19 protein-coding genes are annotated in these 20,098 nt (G+C 70.9%); 12 read left to right on the plus strand and 7 right to left on the minus strand.

What is annotated here, in order from left to right; all coding sequences use genetic code 11:
* Positions 1 to 841: 841 nt before the first annotated feature.
* Entirely contained in the window at positions 842 to 1,126 is a 285-nt protein-coding gene (locus IEY82_RS33540) for a hypothetical protein (RefSeq protein WP_189128291.1), read from the plus strand.
* 866 nt (positions 1,127 to 1,992) lie between these two features.
* A complete protein-coding gene (locus tag IEY82_RS33545; RefSeq protein ID WP_225264175.1) occupies positions 1,993 to 2,559 on the plus strand; it encodes a hypothetical protein in 567 nt (188 codons plus the stop codon).
* Here the strand turns inward: IEY82_RS33545 and IEY82_RS33550 are convergent.
* The gene (locus IEY82_RS33550) at positions 2,549 to 3,124 is read right to left on the minus strand and encodes a Uma2 family endonuclease (protein WP_189128292.1); all 576 of its coding nucleotides are present in this window, start codon (positions 3,122 to 3,124) and stop codon (positions 2,549 to 2,551) included. The two genes, IEY82_RS33545 and IEY82_RS33550, sit on opposite strands and share 11 nt — an antisense overlap.
* Before the next feature lie 58 nt (positions 3,125 to 3,182).
* Positions 3,183 to 3,788, minus strand: a complete 606-nt coding sequence (locus IEY82_RS33555; RefSeq protein ID WP_189128293.1) for a hypothetical protein — start codon at positions 3,786 to 3,788, stop codon at positions 3,183 to 3,185.
* Positions 3,789 to 3,965: 177 nt separating this feature from the next.
* On the opposite strand from IEY82_RS33555, the gene IEY82_RS33560 reads away from it, so the two are divergent.
* Positions 3,966 to 4,730 (plus strand): glucose 1-dehydrogenase, encoded by a 765-nt coding sequence (locus IEY82_RS33560; RefSeq protein WP_263648797.1) that lies wholly within the window; start codon positions 3,966 to 3,968, stop codon positions 4,728 to 4,730.
* A 106-nt stretch (positions 4,731 to 4,836) separates the two neighbouring features.
* Here IEY82_RS33560 and IEY82_RS33565 read toward each other — a convergent pair whose 3' ends face one another.
* Together IEY82_RS33565 and IEY82_RS33570 are read right to left on the minus strand one after the other, a co-directional pair.
* Positions 4,837 to 5,433, minus strand: coding sequence for a DUF4126 domain-containing protein (locus IEY82_RS33565; RefSeq protein ID WP_189128295.1), 597 nt, complete (start codon positions 5,431 to 5,433; stop codon positions 4,837 to 4,839).
* Positions 5,434 to 5,437: 4 nt separating this feature from the next.
* Positions 5,438 to 6,343, minus strand: a complete 906-nt coding sequence (locus IEY82_RS33570; protein ID WP_189128296.1) for a choline/ethanolamine kinase family protein — start codon at positions 6,341 to 6,343, stop codon at positions 5,438 to 5,440.
* A gap of 69 nt (positions 6,344 to 6,412) precedes the next feature.
* Here IEY82_RS33570 and IEY82_RS33575 point away from each other — a divergent pair, with 69 nt between their 5' ends.
* Positions 6,413 to 8,800, plus strand: a complete 2,388-nt coding sequence (locus IEY82_RS33575) for a GcvT family protein (RefSeq protein ID WP_189128297.1) — start codon at positions 6,413 to 6,415, stop codon at positions 8,798 to 8,800.
* Here IEY82_RS33575 and IEY82_RS33580 read toward each other — a convergent pair.
* The 3 genes from IEY82_RS33580 to IEY82_RS33590 are packed head-to-tail and all read right to left on the minus strand — an operon-like array spanning position 8,757 to position 11,360.
* A complete protein-coding gene (locus IEY82_RS33580) occupies positions 8,757 to 9,533 on the minus strand; it encodes a GntR family transcriptional regulator (RefSeq protein ID WP_189128298.1) in 777 nt (258 codons plus the stop codon). The two genes, IEY82_RS33575 and IEY82_RS33580, sit on opposite strands and share 44 nt — an antisense overlap.
* 16 nt (positions 9,534 to 9,549) lie before the next feature.
* Positions 9,550 to 10,674, minus strand: coding sequence for an NAD(P)H-dependent flavin oxidoreductase (locus IEY82_RS33585; RefSeq protein WP_189128299.1), 1,125 nt, complete (start codon positions 10,672 to 10,674; stop codon positions 9,550 to 9,552).
* A 59-nt stretch (positions 10,675 to 10,733) separates the two neighbouring features.
* The gene (locus IEY82_RS33590) at positions 10,734 to 11,360 is read right to left on the minus strand and encodes a DapH/DapD/GlmU-related protein (RefSeq protein WP_308016014.1); all 627 of its coding nucleotides are present in this window, start codon (positions 11,358 to 11,360) and stop codon (positions 10,734 to 10,736) included.
* Between the two features lie 139 nt (positions 11,361 to 11,499).
* Between IEY82_RS33590 and pyrG the strand changes: the two genes are divergently transcribed.
* From pyrG to aroH, 8 genes are all read left to right on the plus strand, one after another.
* Complete coding sequence (gene pyrG / locus IEY82_RS33595) at positions 11,500 to 13,164, plus strand: CTP synthase (RefSeq protein WP_189128301.1); 1,665 nt, start codon at positions 11,500 to 11,502, stop codon at positions 13,162 to 13,164.
* A 35-nt stretch (positions 13,165 to 13,199) separates the two neighbouring features.
* The gene (locus IEY82_RS33600) at positions 13,200 to 13,808 is read left to right on the plus strand and encodes an NUDIX domain-containing protein (protein WP_189128302.1); all 609 of its coding nucleotides are present in this window, start codon (positions 13,200 to 13,202) and stop codon (positions 13,806 to 13,808) included.
* Between the two features lie 15 nt (positions 13,809 to 13,823).
* Positions 13,824 to 14,729 (plus strand): site-specific tyrosine recombinase XerD, encoded by a 906-nt coding sequence (locus IEY82_RS33605; RefSeq protein ID WP_189128303.1) that lies wholly within the window; start codon positions 13,824 to 13,826, stop codon positions 14,727 to 14,729.
* Positions 14,730 to 14,845: 116 nt separating this feature from the next.
* The gene (locus tag IEY82_RS33610) at positions 14,846 to 15,787 is read left to right on the plus strand and encodes a ParA family protein (RefSeq protein WP_189128304.1); all 942 of its coding nucleotides are present in this window, start codon (positions 14,846 to 14,848) and stop codon (positions 15,785 to 15,787) included.
* A complete protein-coding gene (locus tag IEY82_RS33615; protein WP_189128305.1) occupies positions 15,784 to 16,596 on the plus strand; it encodes a segregation and condensation protein A in 813 nt (270 codons plus the stop codon). The genes IEY82_RS33610 and IEY82_RS33615 overlap by 4 nt, the downstream gene beginning before the upstream one ends.
* Before the next feature lie 415 nt (positions 16,597 to 17,011).
* Positions 17,012 to 17,545, plus strand: a complete 534-nt coding sequence (gene scpB, locus IEY82_RS33620) for an SMC-Scp complex subunit ScpB (protein ID WP_263648803.1) — start codon at positions 17,012 to 17,014, stop codon at positions 17,543 to 17,545.
* Positions 17,542 to 19,599, plus strand: a complete 2,058-nt coding sequence (locus tag IEY82_RS33625; RefSeq protein ID WP_189128306.1) for a pseudouridine synthase — start codon at positions 17,542 to 17,544, stop codon at positions 19,597 to 19,599. The genes scpB and IEY82_RS33625 overlap by 4 nt, the downstream gene beginning before the upstream one ends.
* Before the next feature lie 67 nt (positions 19,600 to 19,666).
* Complete coding sequence (gene aroH / locus IEY82_RS33630; protein WP_189128307.1) at positions 19,667 to 20,026, plus strand: chorismate mutase; 360 nt, start codon at positions 19,667 to 19,669, stop codon at positions 20,024 to 20,026.
* Positions 20,027 to 20,098 lie beyond the last annotated feature (72 nt).

The raw sequence follows: 20,098 nt of genomic DNA on the forward strand, positions 1-20,098 counted from the left end.
CGATGCTGAAGCGCCCGCTTCCGGCCCTTTGGGCCTGCTCGCCGTAGCTGAAGCCGTCACTTGCCGGCACAGTGCGGGCCGGGCGCCGTAGCCGTGGCTCTTGCATTCGCGGACCTGGCCCGCTTCCTAGCAGCGGACAGGCCGCCGTCGCACGGGCGGATCTGGCCGATGCCGCGGCAGGTGCGACGGTGGAGGCTCCCGCTCATGCGGGGCGCATCTACGAACTCGTCGGTGAGTAGCCCATCGGCGGCACCGATCTGGCCCACGCGCACGGCCCGCACGTCACCCATGAGCCGGAGACCCTCGCCCAGGCCCGTATGCGTATTGCCGCTTCCGGCGCTGAGCCGTTCCAGGTGCCGATGCTGGTGGGCACCTACTCCGCCATCGCGCGGCCGGCTTCATGTCCCCGTACCGGCGGTGACCTGCGTCAACTGCTGGATCGCACATCCCGCTCCGCGCTCGCAGCAGCCCTCGAATAGCTCACACCGCACCAGTCCGCGCCGCCAGGAAATGCCATGCCCTGCGCAGCCGCTTCGGTGGTGGTGGAACTTGTCGAGTCGGTGTGTCCATGCCCGCACAGGTCTCGGCAGGCACTCCCGCCCCGTATCCAGGGGCGGTAGGTGCGCGTCGCAGTAGTGGCCTCCGTATCCGGAGTCGTCTGGTCGCACCGCGCGATCGCCGTGTAGGTGGCGGGCACGCCGTCTTCGCCGCGATCTCGCCGTCCCGGTCGGTCGACTCCGGGCGGATCTGGATGTGAACCGCACCGGGTGCGCGGCTGCTGACCCGCGGGGACATCCCGAACTTCTGGCTGCGGACAGCCGACGAGATCGGGCACGCTTGCGTGACCACCGAGTCCTACACCCGGCGGCCACCGCTGGAGACCAGGGAGTGGGAGAAGGTGGTCGAGGTCGCCTACGAAGGCCCGACCGGTTCGCTGACACTTATCGACGGCAAGGGAATCACGTTGCCCAAGCTGACGACCAGCGGTCCCGGGGCCTACCGAGTGCGGGTTCACCTGCGCGGTCGTGATCTCGTCTACCAGGCCCCCTACCCTCCGGACGGCGCCGTGGAGCTGCTGATCATGGTGTTCCCCGGCGAGTGGAGGGAGCCGACCGTACACCGGTGACGTCGTGCTTCAGAAGGCGTCACCGGATAAACAGGGCAGGGCATGCAGCGGGTTGCGGAATAACGTTCGTCGTCTGGCATGGCGATCGGGATCTCTGCCCGAGGTGGGCCGCGATCGATGGGTCCGACTCAGGGACCCTTTCCAAGGTCCCAGCGACACATCAACGGATTTAAGCGTAAGGGCGTCGCCAAGTAGTGCGGCCAGGCCCGCGAGCGCAAGAGCCACGGCTACGGCGCCCGGCCCGCACTGTGCCGGCAAGTGACGGCTTCAGCTACGGCGAGCAGGCCCAAAGGGCCGGAAGCGGGCGCTTCAGCATCGGCGGGAAGGAAGGCGACGGTCCCCGGCCCGTTCTGCGGTGGGCAGGCAGCACGGCGGGGGCGGTGAAGCGGAGGTGGGTGGGCGTTCCGGCCGACTTAAGACCGTGCCAAGTACCCCCGCGCCCGAAACAACGCCGAAGGCGAACATCACCAGACCCCAGGCAATCGCGGTCGGCCGGAACGCCCACCCACCTCCGCGGCCACCCAGACCAACCCAGACCAGGGGCCACCCAGACCAACTCAGAGCAGGGGCCACCCAGACCAACTCAGAGCAGGGGCCACCCAGACCAACTCAGAGCAGGGGCGGCCCAGGCCAGCTCAGGCCAGCTCAGATCTGCGGCCTCTGGGGCGACCCGGAGCAGCTCGGGGCCGGCCAAGGTGTACGGACGGTCAGGTTGGTCAAGGGGGCGGGCGTGCAGGTCAGCCCGGTCTCGCGGCGCCCACGGCTCGGAGATGGGCGGCGGCAACTCGGCAAACCCAGGCAGGGCACGGAGGGGTCGCCGATCAAGGAGGTGAAGGGCCAAGCCGGGCCAGGCTACGGTGCCAGGTATGCGGCGTTGTGATGCCTGCAAAAACTGGGAACCGGCCGGAGCCCCCGGCTGCGCCGGCTGCGCGGCCGTGGTCGACGAACTCGTCGAGGCGGGATGGCGGGAATTCGTGGCGGGGGAGTTCGCCGGGGCGAGCGCGGCCGAAGAGCGGGACCTCGCGGAGATGGTCGTCGACGAGCCCGACAAGCATCTGTGGCGGGTCGTCGACGCCGCCTACGACCGGCTGACCTGCGCCGAGTGCGGCGGCAGGCTGAGCCGGGGCCCGGCGGGCTGCACCGGGTGCGATCTGGCCAACGGCTTCAGGTACGTGGCGATCGAGATCGACCGTCCGGGAGTGCCCCCGGGCAACGAGCACGCGCTCAGGGTCAACGTGTCCGTGGTGCGCAGGCCGTACGGGATCTCGGAGGGTGAGCTGTTGCTGCGCCGGCTGTCGTTGCCGGTGCTGCTGGAAGGGCTGCTTCCCACTGTGAAACAGGCGCAGGCGACGAAAGCCCTCTACAACAAGGGCGCCGGCATCGACGAGCTCACTGCCGCCGTCTATGACGGGTGGGGCGGGGTCAGCCCATGACCCGGTCGAGGTCGAGATCGATCTCCACGTCGAAGCCGATGTTGGCGCACAGCCGCTTGCGGTGGATGCCGGTCGGCACGTAGGCCCGCACGACGGGTTCGAGCTCGAACGTGTAGACGACAGGGTTGGTGTCCTCCGCCTCCACTCGCCAGAAGTGCTGGATGCCGGCGTTGGAGTATTTGATCGGCTTGGTGACGCGGTCCCTGTCTCTGGACTCCTCCGACACCACCTCGACGACCAGGTGGACGTCCTCGGGCTTGAACGAGGTCACCTTCGGCGCGAGAGCCGACCGGTTGACCAGGAGAATGTCCGGCTCGGGCCGCTGACGCAGGCCCAGCGTGACCGCCATCTCGCGGGCGACGACGAACTGCTGGGGCGGTCGGAGTGACTGCTCCAGCAACCGGAGCGTGAGCATGTGGAAAGCCGTCTGTGGCGACATCATGATGAGGGACCCATCGATCAGCTCGACGTGCGGGGGCGCGTCGGGGGGAAGGTGATCGAGCATGTCGGCGGTCCAGCCGCCGGGAGGGCCGGGATAGAACCACTCCGGAAGGGCGGTGCTCATCGTGGTGCCTCCTCGGACATGTCACGCCGTGGATCCATCGTGTCACGTAAGGTAGCGCTCAGGGGAGATCTTTTCGTTCCTGCACGGTGCGCCTGTAGAGCTCGTCGATCTCGTCGAGCGGGTCGGGGGCGCGGCGGCGTGACTCGATCTCCAACTCGGTGCGCGAGTGGAGGTCGTCGATGCCGGTCGCGGTGTGGTGGACCTGGTCGCTGAGCAGGTCGGCGCGGATGCGGGCGCACATCGCGGTGAGTTTGGCCTGGTGCTCGCGGAGCCGGTCGAGGGTGACGTGGTCGACGTAGGGGGAGACGCGGCGCTGCTGGGCGTACATCGCGAGCTGCCCGTCGTGCACGTCGGCCTGGCGGACCAGGTCGGACAGCAGGTCGGGCAGGTCGCCGAGGCCCCAGCCCTGGCGCTGGGCCTGGTCGACGGCCTGGCGGGTCAGTGACACCTCGCGGCGCAGGTCGAGACGGAGACGTTCGACCTCGGCGGCGTCGCCGGTGCCCATGGCGTTGACGTGGGTGGTCAGCCGCGTCGTCGCCTGCCTGGCCTTGGTCGCCGCCTTCCGGCCCACTTTGACCAGGAAGTAGACGCCGACCCCGGTGAGCAGGAGGAAGAACGCCAGGATCACCAGCACGATGAGAAGGAGCTCGCTGATGGTGCCCACCTCCTGATTGGTCGCTGCCTTCGAGGATAGTGCGCCCGGCGGGTCCGTTGACGGGTGCGGCGGTGGCCCGGCGACTGCTCTTGATCAACTGGTGCCGCTGTGGTTCAGTCCTCGTACTTACCGCCACGGCTCGTCGGAGGTGTGGGGGTGCTCGCGGGATCCGGGTGAGGAGTGGGCATGCTGGACGGCAAGGTAGTGATCATCACGGGTGGCGCGCGGGGGATGGGCGCCGCGACGGCCCGGAGGTGCGTCGCCGCGGGAGCGCGGGTGGTGATCACGGACGTGCTCGCCGAGGAGGGCGCCGCCACGGCGAAGGAGCTCGGCTGCCGCTTCCTCGTTCACGACGTGACGCAGGCCGAGGGATGGGCCTCGGTGGTGGCGACCGTGCTGGAGGAGTACGGACGGATCGACGGCCTGGTCAACAACGCGGGCGTCTCCACGGTGGCCTTTCTGGAGGAGCAGTCGGCCGAGGACTTCGAGCGGGCGATCAGGGTGAACCTGGTCGGGCCGTTCCTCGGGGTGAAGGCGGTCATCGAGCCGATGCGGGCAGGGGGCGGCGGCTCGATCGTGAACCTGTCGTCGGTGGCCGGTCTCACCGCGCTCCCGGCCACGGGCGGCTACGGCGCCTCGAAGTGGGGGGTACGCGGGCTCACCAAGATCGCAGCCATCGAGCTCGGTCCGCGAATCCGGGTCAACTCGGTGCATCCCGGGATGATCGTCACCCCGATGACCCAGCAGCATGGAGCGGTCTCCGGCGAGGGCGCCTTTCCCCTCGTGGCGGCCGGACGGTGCGGGGAGCCGGAGGAGGTGGCCCAGGCGGTGGTGTTCCTGCTGTCGGACGCCGCCTCCTACATGACCGGAGCCGAGCTGGCCGTGGACGGCGGGTGGACGGCCGGACAGACAGCCCTGCTCAACTACTACATGGACGCCGCCAACTCCTGACGGGACGTGTGGGCGCGAGGGCGGGGGACCACGAGGCGCCCACACGTCGTTCAGGAGCGTACGACTCGCGCCCGCCGCGCGAGTCCTCCCGGCGGCGGATGCGGGGTCAGCCCGCGGAGCGACTCCGCCGCTCGGCCCGGCGGCGGCGCACCTTCCGGAGCGCCCACCACGCCAGCAGCGCCAGCAGGGCCAGCGCGACGATGACCAGAATCGGCAGGAACACCGCGACGAGGCTCATGCCGAGCGATCCGACGTCCTCCACGGTGCTCGCGACCGGCGCGCCGACTCCGGCCGTGCCCGCGTTGAGCACCGGCCGGGCCGTCGCCTTCAGAGCGTGTACGGCCAGCGCCACCACAATGCCCAGCAGCCACCCCGCCCACGGATTCTCGACCATCCATGTCGACTGGTCGAACTCGGCCGCCGCGTTCGTGGCGCTGAACACGACCCCGCCCGACGCCGGCCGTACGACCGTCTGGATCATGTCGTTCACCGTGTCGACGGCGGGCACCTTGTCCAGGACCATCTCGGTGGCGAGCAGCACCGCGATGACGCAGATCACCCCCCAGTTGGACAGCCAGTCGTAGCCGTCGGGCAGCTTCACCGCGTCGGTGAAGTTGGCCAGCACGCCCACGACCAGCAGCGGGATGTAGGCGTTCAACCCGGCGGCCGTGGATAACCCCAGCCCTGTCAGCGCAGCGAACATGGCCCTAGTCTGCCCGGATCGCGTCGTTCATGAGGCGTGGGAGGTCGGGCCCGGTGAACTCGGCGACGGCCCGCTCGTACTTCTCCATCCCCCACGACCAGAAGTCGAAGTCGATGGACTCGTTGGCGCCGTCCTGGATCGAGGCCCACAGGGTCCAGCCGTACTTCGACATGAGGCCGAGCAGCCGCGCCCGCGCGATCCGATTGCGCAGCCGGCGCCCGTAGTAGGCGGTGACGAGCTCGTCGAGGTGGTCGAGCGGCAGGTCCGACTCGCTCCAGATGTTGCCCAGCTCGAAGCAGGGGTCGTTGTTGCCGGCGTACTCGTAGTCGATCAGCCAGAGGCGCTCGCCGTCGTCGATGATGTTGCCGGGCAGCAGGTCGTTGTTACACGGAACGGTAATTTCCCGCCGTATTTCCAGACATTTCTGGATCTGGGCTACGTCGGGCATGAAGTCGAGATACCGCGCCGGTAGCCGGAACCCCCGCTCCCGCACGATGGCCAGGTAGCGACGCTGCACGTCGAACATGTCGAAGTCGCCGGTGAACCGGGGGCCCGCGTGCAGCCGCCGGCACGCCCCGGCCACCCGGGGCAGGTTCCGCGTGTCACGTAGATCGGCCTCGGTGAACGTCCGCCCCGGCAGGAAACCCACCACCAGCACCCCGGCGCCCGGCACATAGTCGTGAACCGCGGGCCCCACGCCCGCGCGGAAGGCGGCCAGGGTGTTGGCGTGCTCGGCGTCCCGGTCGATGGCCAGCAGCGCCCCGTCGCTGGCCGAGACGCGCACTACGTACGCGCCGCCGGGGACGGTCACCTTGTAGTTGCGGTTGGTCAGCCCGCCGGGCAGCTCCTCGACGGAACGCGGAACGCCGGACAGCAGGGGGATGCGGTCGAGGACCTCGCTCAGGGCCATGGTCGATGCTAGCTCCGCAACCCTAAACGGTCTAGACCTTTTAGTGCCGAAAAGGTTAACCTCGCGACCATGAGCGACTCGGCGCGCATCGTGATCATCGGCGGCGGCGTGGGCGGCGCCTCCGTCGCCTACCACCTGACCCGGCTCGGCGAACGGGACGTCGTCCTGCTGGACCGTGACGAGCTGACCAGCGGCTCCACCTTCCACTCCGCGGGTCTGGTCGGCCAACTCCGCGCCGACCCGACGCTCACCCGGATGAACCAGTACTCCGTCGAGCTCTACCGGGAGCTCGACGTCGGCTGGACGGAGTGCGGGGGCGTCAAGCTGGCCTCCACGCCCGAGCGGATGGCCGAGATCCGCCGCCAGATCGGCTGGGCCCGCGCGTCCGGGCTGCCGCTGGAGGAGATCTCCGTCGCCGAGGCCGTCGAGTTGTTCCCGCTCATGGACCCCGAGGGAGTCGTGGGCGCCGCCTACCTGCCCACCGACGGCCAGGTCGACCCCTCGCGACTGTGCTACGCCCTCGCGGCCGGGGCCCGCGAGGGCGGCGCGCGGATCCGTACGAAGACGCGCGTGCTCGGCATCGACGTCAAGGACGGCAGGGTCACCGGGGTCCGCACCGACCAGGGCGACCTCGACTGCGAGATCGTGGTCAACTGCGGCGGCATGTTCGCGGCCGAGATCGGCCGGATGGCCGGCGTGCGGGTGCCGATCGTGCCGATGTCGCACCAGTACGTGGTCACCGACGCCTTCCACGACCACGCCGGGCTGCCGACCCTGCGCGACCCCGACCTGCTCGTCTACTACCGCCAGGAGGTGCGCGGCCTGGTCATGGGGGGGTACGAGCGCACCTGCGCGCCGTGGACCGCCGGTCCCGGCCGGTTCGACGCCGTGCCCGGCGACTTCAACGGGCGGCTGCTGCCGGAGGACTGGCCGCGATTTGAGGAAATATCCGACAACTCCAGGATCCGGGTCCCGGCCATGGCCGACGTCGGCATCCGCAAACTGATCAACGGCCCCGAGGCGTTCACCCCGGACAACGAGTTCTGCCTCGGCGAGACCGAGGTCGGCGGGTTCTTCGTGGCGGCCGGGTTCTGCGCGCACGGCATCGCGGGCGCCGGCGGCATCGGCAGGGTGATGGCCGAGTGGATCGTCGAGGGCGAGCCCGGCATGGACCTCTGGCACATGGACATCCGCCGCTTCGGCCGTCAGTACCGCTCGCCGTCCTACACGCTCGCCCGCGCCGTCGAGAACTACGAGACCTACTACGACATCCGCTACCCCGGCCACGAGCGCTCGGCCGGCCGCCCGCTCAGGGTCTCGCCCGCGTACGGCTGGCACGCCGCGCACGGCGCCGAGTTCGGCGAGAAGGCGGGCTGGGAGCGGGTCAACCACTATCGCTCGAACGCGCCGGACGACGCCGGTGAGCGGCCCAGGGGGTGGGCCGGGCGGCTGTGGTCGCCCGCCGTCGGGGCCGAGCACCGCGCCACCCGTGAGGCGGCCGGGCTGTTCGACGAGTCGTCGTTCGCCAAGATCGAGGTCACCGGCCCCGGTGCGGCCGCCCTGCTGGAGTGGGTCTGCGACAACCGCGTGGCCCGCCGCGTCGGCGCCGTGACCTACACCCAGGCGCTCAACCGGCGCGGCGGCATCGAGTGCGACTTCACCGTGACCAGGCGGGCCGAGGACGAGTTCCTGGTGGTCACCGGCACCGCGTTCGGCTCCCACGACCTCGGCTGGCTGCGCCGGCAGGCCGCGCTGACCGGCGCCGACGTCCGGATCGCCGACGTGACCGGGCAGTACGCCTGCTTCGGGCTGTGGGGACCGCGTGCCCGCGAGGTGCTGTCCGAGCTGACGCCCGATCCGCTCGACTTCCCGTTCATGAGTTCGCGCGAGATCACCGTGGGTGACGTGCCGGTGCTGGCGTTGCGGGTGACGTTCGTGGGGGAGCTGGGCTGGGAGTTGTACTGCTCCAGCGAGTACGGGCTGGCGCTCTGGACGACGCTGTGGCGGGCCGGCGGGCCGTACGGGCTGACGGCCGCCGGCTACCGGGCCATCGACAGCCTGCGCCTGGAGAAGGGGTACCGGGTGTGGGGCGCGGATGTCGGGCCCGAGACCACCCCGTACGAGGCGGGGCTCGCCTTCTGCGTCAAACCGGACAAGGACTTCCTCGGCAGGGACGCGCTCGACCCCGAGCCCAGTCGCAGGCTGCGCTGCCTCACCCTCGGCGACCCGCGCGCCATCGCCCTCGGCAACGAGCCGGTACGCGTGGACGGCCAGGTCGTCGGCCGGGTCACCTCCGGCGGCTACGGCTACACGGTCGCCTCGTCCATCGCCTACGCCTACCTGCCCGCGCGCTGCGAGCCGGGCACCCGGGCGGAGGTCGAGGTGGAGGGCTCCTGGGTGGCGGCGGACGTGGTCAGGGACCCGCTCTACGACCCGGCGGGGGAGCGGGTGCGCTGACGCCGCTGCGCACCGAGATGCGCACCCGGTCGGGCCGGAACAGGTCGCGGGCGTACTCGACCGGGGTGCCGTCGGCCGCGTAGGCGGTGCGTTCGATCGACATCAGCGGCGTGCCGGGCGCGATGCCCAGCTCGCCCGCCTCGCCCGGCCCGGCGATCACCGGGTCGAGGTGCTCCACGGCGGTGCGCGGCTCCAGGTCGTACGCGCCGGCGAGCAGCGCGTAGAGCGAGCCGCCCAGGTCGGCGTCCAGGAAGCCGGGCAGCGCGGGGAAGAACGAGTGTTCGAGCGCCACCGGCGACCGCCCGGCGGAGCGCACCCGGGTGACCTCGTGCACCGGCTCGCCCTCGGCCAGCCGCAGGGCGGCGGCGACCCGCGCGCTCGCGGGCACGGTCGCGGCCACCAGGACCTTCGCCTCGGCGTGCAGGTGCGCCCGGCGCATCTGCTCGGTGAACCCGGTCAGCCCGGTCAGGTCGCAGTCGACGCGCGGCTCGGCCACGAAGGCGCCGCCGGACCTGCCCGGGACCCTGACCAGCACACCGTCGCGCTCCAGGGTGGCCAGCGCCTGCCTCAGCGTCATCCGGCTCACGCCGAGCCGGCCGGCCAGCTCCCGCTCGCCGGGCAGCCGGTCGCCGGGCGCCATCTCGCCGCCGGCGATCGCGTCGAGCAGCCAGCGCTCGATCTGCACGTGCGCGGGAACACCGGTGCCACGCTCCAGCTCGGGTGTCCCGACCACACGCGCATCGTAGCCGTCAGCCGGAGAGCCGGGCCAGCCGCTCCACGGCGTCGGCGAACTCGCTCACCATCTCGTACACCACCTCGCGGGCGGGCTTGATCTGGTTCATCTGGCCCACGACCTGCCCGACGAAGTAGTTGGCCAGCTCCAGGGCGCCCGGCTCGCCCCGTTCGGCGGCCGCGGTGACCCGGGCCATCGTGCCCTCGGCGACCAGCATCTGCAGCGGCATCGGGAGCGGCCCGGGGCTCTCCTGGCCGGAGTCCCACTCGTCGGTCCAGGCCGACCTGAGCTGACGGGCGGGCTTGCCGGTGCGCGAACGGGAGCGGACCGTGTCCAGCGACGAGGCGGTCAGCATCTTGCGCTTGACCGAGGGCGCCGTCTCGGCCTCCTCCGTGGTCAGCCAGACCGACCCGCACCACACGCCCTGCGCGCCGAGCGCCATCGCCGCCGCCATCTGCCGGCCGGAGGCGATGCCGCCGGCCGCCAGCACCGGCAGCGGCGCGACCGCGTCCACGACCTGCGGCACCAGCACCATCGTGGCGATCTCGCCGGTGTGCCCGCCCGCCTCGGTGCCCTGCGCCACGATCAGGTCGGCGCCCGCCGCCACCTGCCTGCGCGCGTGCTCGACGGTGCCGACCAGGGCCGCCACGGGCACCCCCGCCTCGCGGGCGCCGGTCACCATCTCCGGCGGGGGCGGTCCGAGCGCGCTGGCGATCAGGCCGATCGGGTGCTTGAGGGCCACGTCGATCAGGCCGGTCGCGCCCGCCGCCGTCACCCGCCTGCCGAACTCGTCCGGCGACCCGCCCATCGGCTGGACCGGGCCGGTCACGCCGTACTTGGACAGCAGATGCGTGACGAAGTCGCGGTGCCGTTCGGGGATGAAGTCGGCCAGCCGAGCGTCACGGTCCAGCGCGGAGGCGTCGATCTTGCCGGGGACGAGCACGTCCACTCCGTACGGGCGGCCGCCGACCCGCTCGTCGATCCAGGAGAGCTCGGTGTCGAGCTGTTCGGGCGTGTAGGCGATGGCGCCCAGCACCCCGAAACCGCCGGCGTTGGTGACGGCGGCCACCACGTCGCGGCAGTGGCTGAAGGCGAACAGGGGGAACTCGACGCCGAGGCGCTCGGTGATTGCGGTTCGCATGAACCGACGCTAACTGCCAGAACGATGTTCGGTCCAGATGTCCTGTCCGGGCCGGGTCGTCAGGAGGCCCCGCGTTCGACCGTCAGGGTGATGACGGGCGTGTGCCAGCCCTGTTCCGGGTCGTAGCCGCGTACCCGCCTGGCGGGCACCCCGGCCACCACGCTGTGGTCGGGGAACTCGCCGCGGACGACGGCGCCGGCCGCCACCACGCACTGGCGGCCGAGCCGGGTGCCCGGCAGGATGATCGCCCCCGTGCCGAGCCACGAGCCCGCGCCGATCGAGACCGGGTTGTTGCGCGGCCACTGCCGGCCGATCGGGACGTCCGGGTCGTCGTAGACGTGGTTCTGGTCCGTGATGTAGACGTACGGGCCGGTGAAGACGTCGTTACCGATGTCGATCGACTGGTGGGCCACGATGTGCGTGCCCCGGCCGATCGAGCAGCCGCCGCCGATGCGCAGGATCGAGCCGGGGCCCAGCTCCGCGCCCGGCCACATGCCACAGGAGATCGAGACCCGTTCGCCGATCAGCGTGTGGTCGCCGATCTCGGTCCACTGCTCACCGAAGATGGCGCCCGGCGGGAAGGCGATCTTCGCGCCCTCTCCCAGCCTGCCGAACTCGTGCCCTGCCGGGCTGGCCGGGGTGATGGCGCCGGCGTCGCGGATCGCCGTGTAGGCACGGTGGACCAATGTGCCCAATGTCCGGCGTACAAGTGACATAAAGCCCAAAGTTACCGCTTGGTCCGACCGTTCGGGCATGTCGGGGACGATGTTTGATATCCTGAGAGCCCGTGGACACTTGACCACACCTCGAGCCACGGGAGCCCCTTTGCGCAGCGCATCGCAAACCAAGCATCTGTTCGTCACCGGCGGTGTCGCCTCAAGTCTCGGCAAGGGCCTCACGGCATCCAGCCTCGGTCGCCTGCTCAAGGCGCGCGGTCTCCGGGTCACCATGCAGAAACTCGACCCCTACCTCAACGTCGACCCCGGCACGATGAACCCGTTCCAGCACGGAGAGGTCTTCGTCACCGACGACGGCGCCGAGACCGACCTCGACGTCGGCCACTACGAGCGTTTCCTCGACACCGACCTGCACGGCTCGGCCAACGTGACCACCGGCCAGGTCTACTCCAACGTCATCGCCAAGGAGCGCCGCGGCGAATACCTGGGCGACACCGTCCAGGTCATCCCGCACATCACCAACGAGATCAAGGACCGCATCAGGGGCATGGCCGGTCCCGAGGTCGACGTGGTCATCACCGAGGTGGGCGGCACGGTCGGCGACATCGAGTCGCTGCCGTTCCTGGAGGCCGTCCGCCAGATCAGGCACGAGGTCGGCCGCGACAACGTCTTCTTCCTGCACGTGTCGCTGCTGCCCTACATCGGCCCGTCGGGCGAGCTCAAGACCAAGCCGACCCAGCACAGCGTGGCCGCCCTGCGCAGCATCGGCATCCAGCCCGACGCGATCGTGCTCCGCTCCGACCGGGCCGTCCAGATCTCCATCAAGCGCAAGATCAGCCTGATGTGCGACGTCGACGAGGACGCCGTGGTCAGCTGCGTCGACGCGGCCTCCATCTACGACATCCCCAAGGTGCTCCACTCCGAGGGCCTCGACGCCTACGTGGTGCGGCGGCTCGGCCTGCCGTTCCGCGACGTCGACTGGAAGGAGTGGGAGCAGCTCCTGCGCCGCGTGCACCGCCCGGCCAAGGAGGTCACCATCGCCCTGGTCGGCAAGTACATCGACCTGCCCGACGCCTACCTGTCGGTCACCGAGGCGCTGCGCGCGGGCGGGTTCGCCAACGACGCCCGGGTCAACATCCGCTGGGTCAAGAGCGACGACTGCGAGACCGCCGAGGGCGCCGAGCGCGAGCTCGACGGCGTCGACGGCGTGCTGGTGCCCGGCGGGTTCGGCGTGCGCGGCATCGAGGGCAAGATCGGCGCCATCCGCCACTCCCGCGAGCACAAGATCCCGCTGCTCGGCCTCTGTCTCGGCATGCAGGGCATGGTCATCGAGGCGGCCCGCAACATGGCCGGCATCGAGGACGCCAACTCCGCCGAGTTCGACCCCGACACCAAGCACCCGGTCATCTCCACCATGAGCGACCAGGAGGACGTCGTGGCCGGCGAGCGCGACATGGGCGGCACCATGCGGCTCGGCCTCTACACGGCCAAGCTCGGGGAGGGCACGCTGGCCAGGCAGCTCTACGGCGGCAAGGCCAAGGCCGACGAGCGTCACCGCCACCGCTACGAGGTCAACAACGCCTACCGCGAGCAGCTGGAGCGCGTCGGCCTGGTGTTCTCGGGGGTGTCGCCCGACGGACGCCTGGTCGAATACACCGAGCTGCCCGCCGAGACGCACCCGTTCTTCATCGGCACCCAGGCGCACCCCGAGTTCCGCTCCCGTCCCACGCGGGCCCACCCGCTGTTCAAGGGCCTGATCGGCGCCGCGCTCGTCTATGCCGACAGCCGCGTCAGCTCCAGCGTGGCCAAGTGAGTCACGGCCTGCCCGCACCGGAGGAGAATGGGCCCGTGATCAGAGACACGCCCGAGGCGTGGGACGTCGTCGCCTCGAAGCACCGGTTCAAGGGCTACGTGATCGACGTGCGCACCGACACCGTGCGCATGCCGCGCGACGAGGTGGCCGACCGCGACTACGTGGTGCATCCGGGGTCGGTCGCGGTGCTCGCGCTCGACGCCGACGACCGGGTCCTGCTGATCCGCCAGTACCGTCACCCGACGCGCCACCTGCTGTGGGAGCTGCCCGCCGGGCTCCGCGACGTGGCGGGGGAGTCGCTGGTCACCGGTGCCGCGCGGGAGCTCGCCGAGGAGGCCGGCTACCGCGCCGCCACCTGGCACACCCTGGTCGACCTGTTCCCCTCGCCGGGCATGACCAACGAGCGGATCCGGGTGTTCCTCGCCCGCGACGTGTCGAAGATCCCCGACCACGAGAACGGCTTCGTCCATCGCCACGAGGAGATCGACATGCCGGTCGAGTGGGTGGCGCTGGCCGACGCCGTCGAGGCGGCGCTCATGGGAATGATCCACAATTCCCCGACCGTGGCCGGTATCCTCGCCGCATATGCGGCGTCGGTCGAGGGCTACGCCCTGCTGCGGCCGGCCGACGCGCCCGAGGCGTGACGGAAGGACCATTTCGTGGAGGCGGTGCTCTCCAGCTACCTCGCCCATCTCGCGGTGGAGCGGGGCCTGGCTGCCAACACGCTCGCCTCCTACCGTCGTGACCTGCGCCGCTACCTCCAGCACCTGCGGTCGCGCGGCCGTGACACGCTCCGCGACGTGGGCGAGGCCGACGTCCTCGACTTCCTCACGGCGCTGCGCGAGGGGGACGGCGACCATCCGGCGCTCGTGGCCAGCTCGGCCGCGCGAGCGGTGTCGGCCGTGCGCGGGCTGCACCGCTTCGCGCTGCGCGAGGGCGTCACCGCGCACGACCCCGCGCACGAGGTCCGGCCGCCGCGCCAGCTCCGCAGGCTGCCCAAGGCGATCGCCGTCGACGAGGTCGAGCGGCTCATCGCCGCCTCCGGCCCTGAGGGCGCGCCACTGACCCTCCGCAACCGCGCCCTCCTTGAGGTCCTGTACGGCACGGGCGCGCGCATCTCGGAGGCGGTCGGCCTCGCCGTGGACGACCTGGAGACCGACCAGGTGTGGCTGCGCGGCAAGGGCGGCCGTACCCGGGTGGTGCCGCTCGGCCGCTACGCCCGCTCCGCGCTCGACGCCTACCTGGTCAGGGCGAGGCCCGGCCTGCTCGCCCACGGCCGGGGCACCCCCGCGGTCTTCCTCAACGCCAGGGGCGGGCGCCTCACCAGGCAGGGAGCGTGGGAGGTGCTGCAGGCCGCCGCCGAACGAGCCGGACTGGCCGGGATATCTCCCCATGTTCTACGTCATTCCTTCGCAACCCACCTGCTTGACGGTGGCGCCGACGTTAGGGTGGTCCAGGAGTTGCTCGGCCATGCCTCGGTGACGACCACCCAGGTCTACACCCTGGTCACGGTGGACAGGCTCCGCGAGGTCTACGCCGCCGCGCATCCCCGTGCACGGCAGTGATCTATAGTCTTTTGCGGCGCGCGGCACTTCGGCGTGCCGCCTTGCCGCGTTAAGTAGTGACGCCATAGTGTCCGTCCGGACGGTCCGGTTCGGGATCGTCAGGGAGGTTCGAGCTGGTGACTGTGAAGACCAACGGTTCGACCCCGGGGACCCCCGACAACCCCTGGGGTGACACGAAGACCAACGCGCCCTCCACCGGCGTCAATCTGGGGCCCACCCGGCGCCCCCGGCCCGTGTTCCCCGAGCCCGTGCCGCCGGAGACGCACGGGCCGGCCCGCGTGGTCGCGATGGTCAACCAGAAGGGCGGGGTCGGCAAGACGACCACCACCATCAACCTGGGCGCCGCGCTCGTCGAATGCGGCCTCAAGGTGCTGCTGGTCGACTTCGACCCGCAGGGCGCGCTCTCCGTCGGCCTCGGCATCAACCCGTTGCAGCTCGACCTCACGGTCTACAACCTGCTCATGGAGCGCAACGTCACCGCCGAGGACGTCCTGCTGGAGACCGGCGTCGAGGGCCTCGACCTGCTGCCCAGCAACATCGACCTGTCGGCCGCCGAGGTCCAGCTCGTCACCGAGGTGGCCCGCGAGCAGGTGCTCGGCCGGGTGCTCAAGCCGCTGCTGCCGCACTACGACGTCTGCCTCATCGACTGCCAGCCGTCCCTGGGCCTGCTCACGATCAACGCGCTCACCTGTGCCCACGGCGTCATGGTGCCGCTGGAGTGCGAGTTCTTCGCGCTGCGTGGCGTCGCGCTGCTCATGGACACCATCTCCAAGGTGCAGGAGCGGCTCAACGAGGACCTCGAGATCGAGGGCCTGCTGGCCACCATGTACGACGCGCGCACCCTGCACGGCCGCGAGGTGCTCGCCCGCGTCGTGGAGGCGTTCGACGAGAAGGTGTTCCACACCGTGATCAACCGCACCGTGCGCTTCCCCGACGCCACGGTCGCCGGCGAGCCGATCACCACCTTCGACCCGTCGTCACTGGGCGCCAACGCCTATCGTGAGCTGGCCCGCGAGGTGCTGTCGCGCTGGCCGGCGCCTGCCACAATGGCCAGGTGACGCAACAGGAGGCGGCGGGGTTCCACGTTCACCTTGACGTCTTCGAAGGGCCGTTCGACCTGTTGCTGGGGCTCATCGCCAAGCACAAGCTCGACATCACCGAGGTCTCGCTCTCCAAGGTCACCGACGAGTTCATCGCCTACATCCGCTCCCGCGGCCCCGAGTGGGACCTCGACCAGACCAGTCACTTCCTGCTGGTCGCCGCCACGCTGCTCGACCTCAAGGCGGCCCGGCTGCTCCCCTCAGGCGAGGTCGAGGACGAGGAGGACCTCGCCCTCCTGGAAGCCCGCGACCTGCTGTTCGCCCGGCTGCTCCAGTACCGCGCGTACAAAGAGGTGGCCAAGCTCTTCTCCGGCCGGATGGCCCAGGAGGCGCTCCGCTTCCCGCGTACCGTGCCGCTGGAGCCGCAGTTCGCCGACCTGCTCCCCGAGCTGATCCTCGGCATCGGTCCCGACCAGCTCGCCCGCATCGCCGCGCGGGCCTTCACCCCCAAGCCGGCGCCCACGGTCAGCATCGGCCACATCTACCAACCGTTGGCCAGCGTGCGGGAGCAAGCCGCTATCCTTGTCCAGCACTTGCGGCGCATGCGCAGGGCCACCTTCCGGGCCCTGGTTGCCGACTGCGACGGCACCTTCGAGGTCATCGCCCGCTTCCTGGCCGTGCTCGAGCTGTTCCGGGAGTCGGCCGTCACCTTCGAGCAGGTCGAGCCGCTGGGTGATCTGCACGTCACCTGGACGGGCAGCGACGACGGGGACGTCGCGGTGGGCGACGACTACGAGGAGAGCGCGGAGAAGGCTGCTGATGACTGATCGCCCGGACGACGTTCCGCCCCCGCCGCGCAAGTCGCCTGAAGCGGGGCTGCCCGCCTGGATGTCCCTCCCCGGGTCCCTCGCCACCACGCAGGAGCCCCTGGCATCGGAGCCGGACCCGCCCGTGCCGGCGGATCCTGTGCCGACCGTTCCCGTGCCGGACGACTCGGTGCCGGACGACTCGGTGCCGGACGATTCTGTGCCGGACGTTCCTGCTTTGGGCGATGCTGAGCCTGCCCTGCCCGTGCCGGATGTTTCCGAGCTGGACCGTCCCGAGTCGGGCAGCGGCGCGGAGGCGGGGGAGAGAGGGCCCCGAGATTCGGCTCCCGGCCTGACCACGACCGGTGCGGCGGCCGAGGGCGCGTGGGGCTCGGCCGCGCCGTCCTCGACGTCCGACGGCGACGAGAGCCCGGGGTTGAGCGCCGCGCTCGAAGCCATCCTCATGGTCGTGGACGAACCCGTCCCCGAGATCACCCTGGCGCAGGTGCTCGAACGGCCCACCCACGAGGTGGTCGCCGCGTTGCGAGCGCTGGCGGCGGAATACACCGAAGCCGGGCGGGGTTTCGATCTGAGAGAAGTGGCGGGCGGCTGGCGCTACTACACGCGTCCGGCATGCGCGCCGCTGGTCGAGCGGTTCGTCCGCGACGGCCAGCAGACGCGGCTCACACAGGCCGCGCTCGAAACACTCGCGGTCGTGGCCTACCGGCAACCGGTGAGCCGCGCCCGTGTCGCCGCGGTACGCGGCGTCAACAGCGACGGTGTCATGCGGACACTCGTCGCCAGGGGCCTGGTCGAAGAGGCCGGCTCCGACCCGGAGAGCCAGGCAGTGCTCTACCGGACAAGCTCATACTTCCTTGAACGTCTGGGACTGAGGGACCTGAGCGAGCTCCCCGAGCTCGCGCCCTTCCTCCCCGACGACGTGGAAAACCTCGAGGAGACGACAAAGTGAACAACAGGCGCAGCACCCCGTCCGGTGATGGACGCGGTCGTGGACGCACCGGCGGCTCCAGCAGCCGTGGCGGGCGTCCCGCCTTCCGCTCGGACGACACCCGTGGCGGCTCCCGCCGCGAGGGCTTCCGTGGCGGTTCCCACCGAGACGACACCCGCGGCGGACCACGCCGCGACGACAACGACCGCGGCTCGGGCCGCGACTCCAGGGGCGAGTACGGCTCGGGCCGCGACTCGCTCCGTGCCGACCGGGGCGGTTCGCGCGCCCAGTACGGCGCCTCCGATTCCGGTGGTGGCTCCGACCGTGGCGGCTTCCGCTCCGAGCGGCGTGACGACCGTGGCGGCCAGGGCCGTGAAGGTTACCGTTCCGAGCGGCGCGACGGCGCCCAGGGGCGTGACGGCCACCGCACCGATCGGCGTGACGACCGCGGCGGGTCTCGTCCGGAGCGGCGTGACGGCGGCGAGCGGGGTTCCAGGGGTGAGTACGGTTCGGGCCGTGACTCGTTCCGTGCCGACCGTGGTGGTTCCCGCGCCCGGTACGGCTCCTCGGATTCTCGGTCGGAGCGTGGTGGTTTCCGTTCTGACCGGCGTGACGACCGTGGCGGTCAGGGCCGTGAAGGTTACCGTTCCGAGCGGCGCGACGGCGCCCAGGGGCGTGACGACGACCGTGCGGGTTACCGGCCCGAGCGGCGCGACGACCGCGCGGGGTTCCGTTCCCCGAGCGGTGAGGGCTACCGGCCGGAGCGGCGTGACGATCGCGGCGGGTCTCGTCCGGAGCGGCGTGACGGCGGCGAGCGGGGTTCCAGGGGTGAGTACGGTTCGGGCCGTGACTCGTTCCGGGCTGACCGTGGTGGTTCCCGCGCCCGGTACGGCTCCTCCGATTCTCGGTCGGAGCGTGGTGGTTTCCGTTCTGACCGGCGTGACGACCGCGGCGGCCAGGGCCGCGACGGCTACCGTTCCGACCGGCGTGACGATCGCGACGGCGGCCGTACGGACAGGAGCGGGTTCCGGTCCGAGCGCGGCGGCTACGGCGGCCGCGACCAGGCCCGTGAGGGCGGCTTCCGGGCCGACCGGAGCGGGCGGCGGGACGACGGCGGCCAGCCGGGCCGCGCACGCTTCGGCAGGTCCGAGGGCGGCCGTGACACGGGCGGGCGACGTGACGCCGGCCGGTCGGCCGGGCGTGACGGCGTGCGGACGATCGGCGGATCCAGGAGCGGTGGCTCGCCCGCCGGGGCAGGCCGTGACCGGTTCAAGACCGCCCGCCAGCCGATGCGCGACCGCGACTTCTACCCCGAGGGCTACACCGACGAGCGCGACACCACCGAGGTGCCCGACGGCGTGCGGCTGCAGAAGGTGCTCGCCCAGGCGGGCGTGGCCAGCCGCCGCGCCTGCGAGGAGATGATCGGCGACGGCCGCGTGACCGTCAACGGCCAGGTGGTGCGGAGGTTCGGCGCCAAGGTCGACCCTGCCGCGCAGGTCATCCACGTCGACGGCAAGCGCATCCCGACCGCGCCCGACCTGGTCTACTACGCCCTGAACAAGCCGATCGGCGTCGTCTCCACCATGGACGACCCGCAGGGCCGGCCGTGTCTGGCCGACTATGTGGAGGAGCTGGCTCCGAGGCTGTTCCACGTGGGCCGGCTCGACACCGAGACCGAGGGTTTGCTGCTGCTCACCAACGACGGCGAGCTGGCCAACCGGCTCACCCACCCCAGTTACGGGGTGCAGAAGAAATACTGGGCCAAGGTGCCCGGCCCGATCCCGCGTGACCTGGGCCGCCGGCTCAAGCAGGGCATCGAGCTGGAAGACGGCCTGGCCAAGGCCGACAGCTTCGCGATCGTGCAGGAGCACGGCCAGCAGGCGCTGGTCGAGGTGGTGCTGCACGAGGGCCGCAAGCACGTGGTCCGGCGCATGCTCGAAGAGGCGGGCCACCGGGTGATCGACCTGGCGCGGATCGAGTTCGGGCCGGTGAAGCTGGGCCGTACCAAGCCCGGCACCGTCAGGGCGCTGAGCTTGACGGAGGTCGGCGAGCTTTACGCCGCGGTGAAGTTGTAACCTGGCAGGACGCAGGAGCCCGTGCGGAGGCCGCACGGGCTCCACCGCTTATGGAGGGACGGTTCAGATGGTTCGGGCGATCCGCGGGGCGATCCAGGTGGCCGCCGACGACCGTGACTCGATCATCGAGGGGACCACCGTGCTGGTCTCCGAGCTGATGGAGCGCAACCAGCTGACCACCGACGACGTGATCAGCGTGCTGTTCACCGCGACGCCCGATCTGACGGCCGAGTTCCCGGCGCTGGCGGCCCGCAAGCTCGGCTTCCACGATGTGCCGTTGATCTGCTGCACCGAGATCGACGTGCCAGGGGCGCTGCCCCGGGTGGTCCGGCTGATGGCCCACGTGGAGACCGACCGGCCGCGGGCCGAGATCCAGCACGTCTATCTGCGAGGCGCCGTCGCCCTGCGCCAGGACATCGCCCAGTAGGGACGACGGCTTCAGTCGTCGACCAACGTCAGGCAGCATGAGCTGCACCACCCAAACAAGACCGAAAAATCA

The organism is Nonomuraea cavernae (assembly GCF_014646355.1).
In the GTDB taxonomy this organism is placed as follows: domain Bacteria; phylum Actinomycetota; class Actinomycetes; order Streptosporangiales; family Streptosporangiaceae; genus Nonomuraea; species Nonomuraea cavernae.

Bases quoted from the DNA above. Each gene is read 5' to 3' on its own strand.
- IEY82_RS33575 (WP_189128297.1), top strand. From the start codon at position 6,413: ATGAGCGACTCGGCGCGCATCGTGATCATCGGCGGCGGCGTGGGCGGC.
- aroH (WP_189128307.1), top strand. From the start codon at position 19,667: ATGGTTCGGGCGATCCGCGGGGCGATCCAGGTGGCCGCCGACGACCGT.
- IEY82_RS33560 (WP_263648797.1), top strand. From the start codon at position 3,966: ATGCTGGACGGCAAGGTAGTGATCATCACGGGTGGCGCGCGGGGGATG.
- IEY82_RS33550 (WP_189128292.1), bottom strand. From the start codon at position 3,124: ATGAGCACCGCCCTTCCGGAGTGGTTCTATCCCGGCCCTCCCGGCGGC.
- IEY82_RS33570 (WP_189128296.1), bottom strand. From the start codon at position 6,343: ATGGCCCTGAGCGAGGTCCTCGACCGCATCCCCCTGCTGTCCGGCGTT.
- IEY82_RS33565 (WP_189128295.1), bottom strand. From the start codon at position 5,433: ATGTTCGCTGCGCTGACAGGGCTGGGGTTATCCACGGCCGCCGGGTTG.
- IEY82_RS33545 (WP_225264175.1), top strand. From the start codon at position 1,993: ATGCGGCGTTGTGATGCCTGCAAAAACTGGGAACCGGCCGGAGCCCCC.
- IEY82_RS33585 (WP_189128299.1), bottom strand. From the start codon at position 10,674: ATGCGAACCGCAATCACCGAGCGCCTCGGCGTCGAGTTCCCCCTGTTC.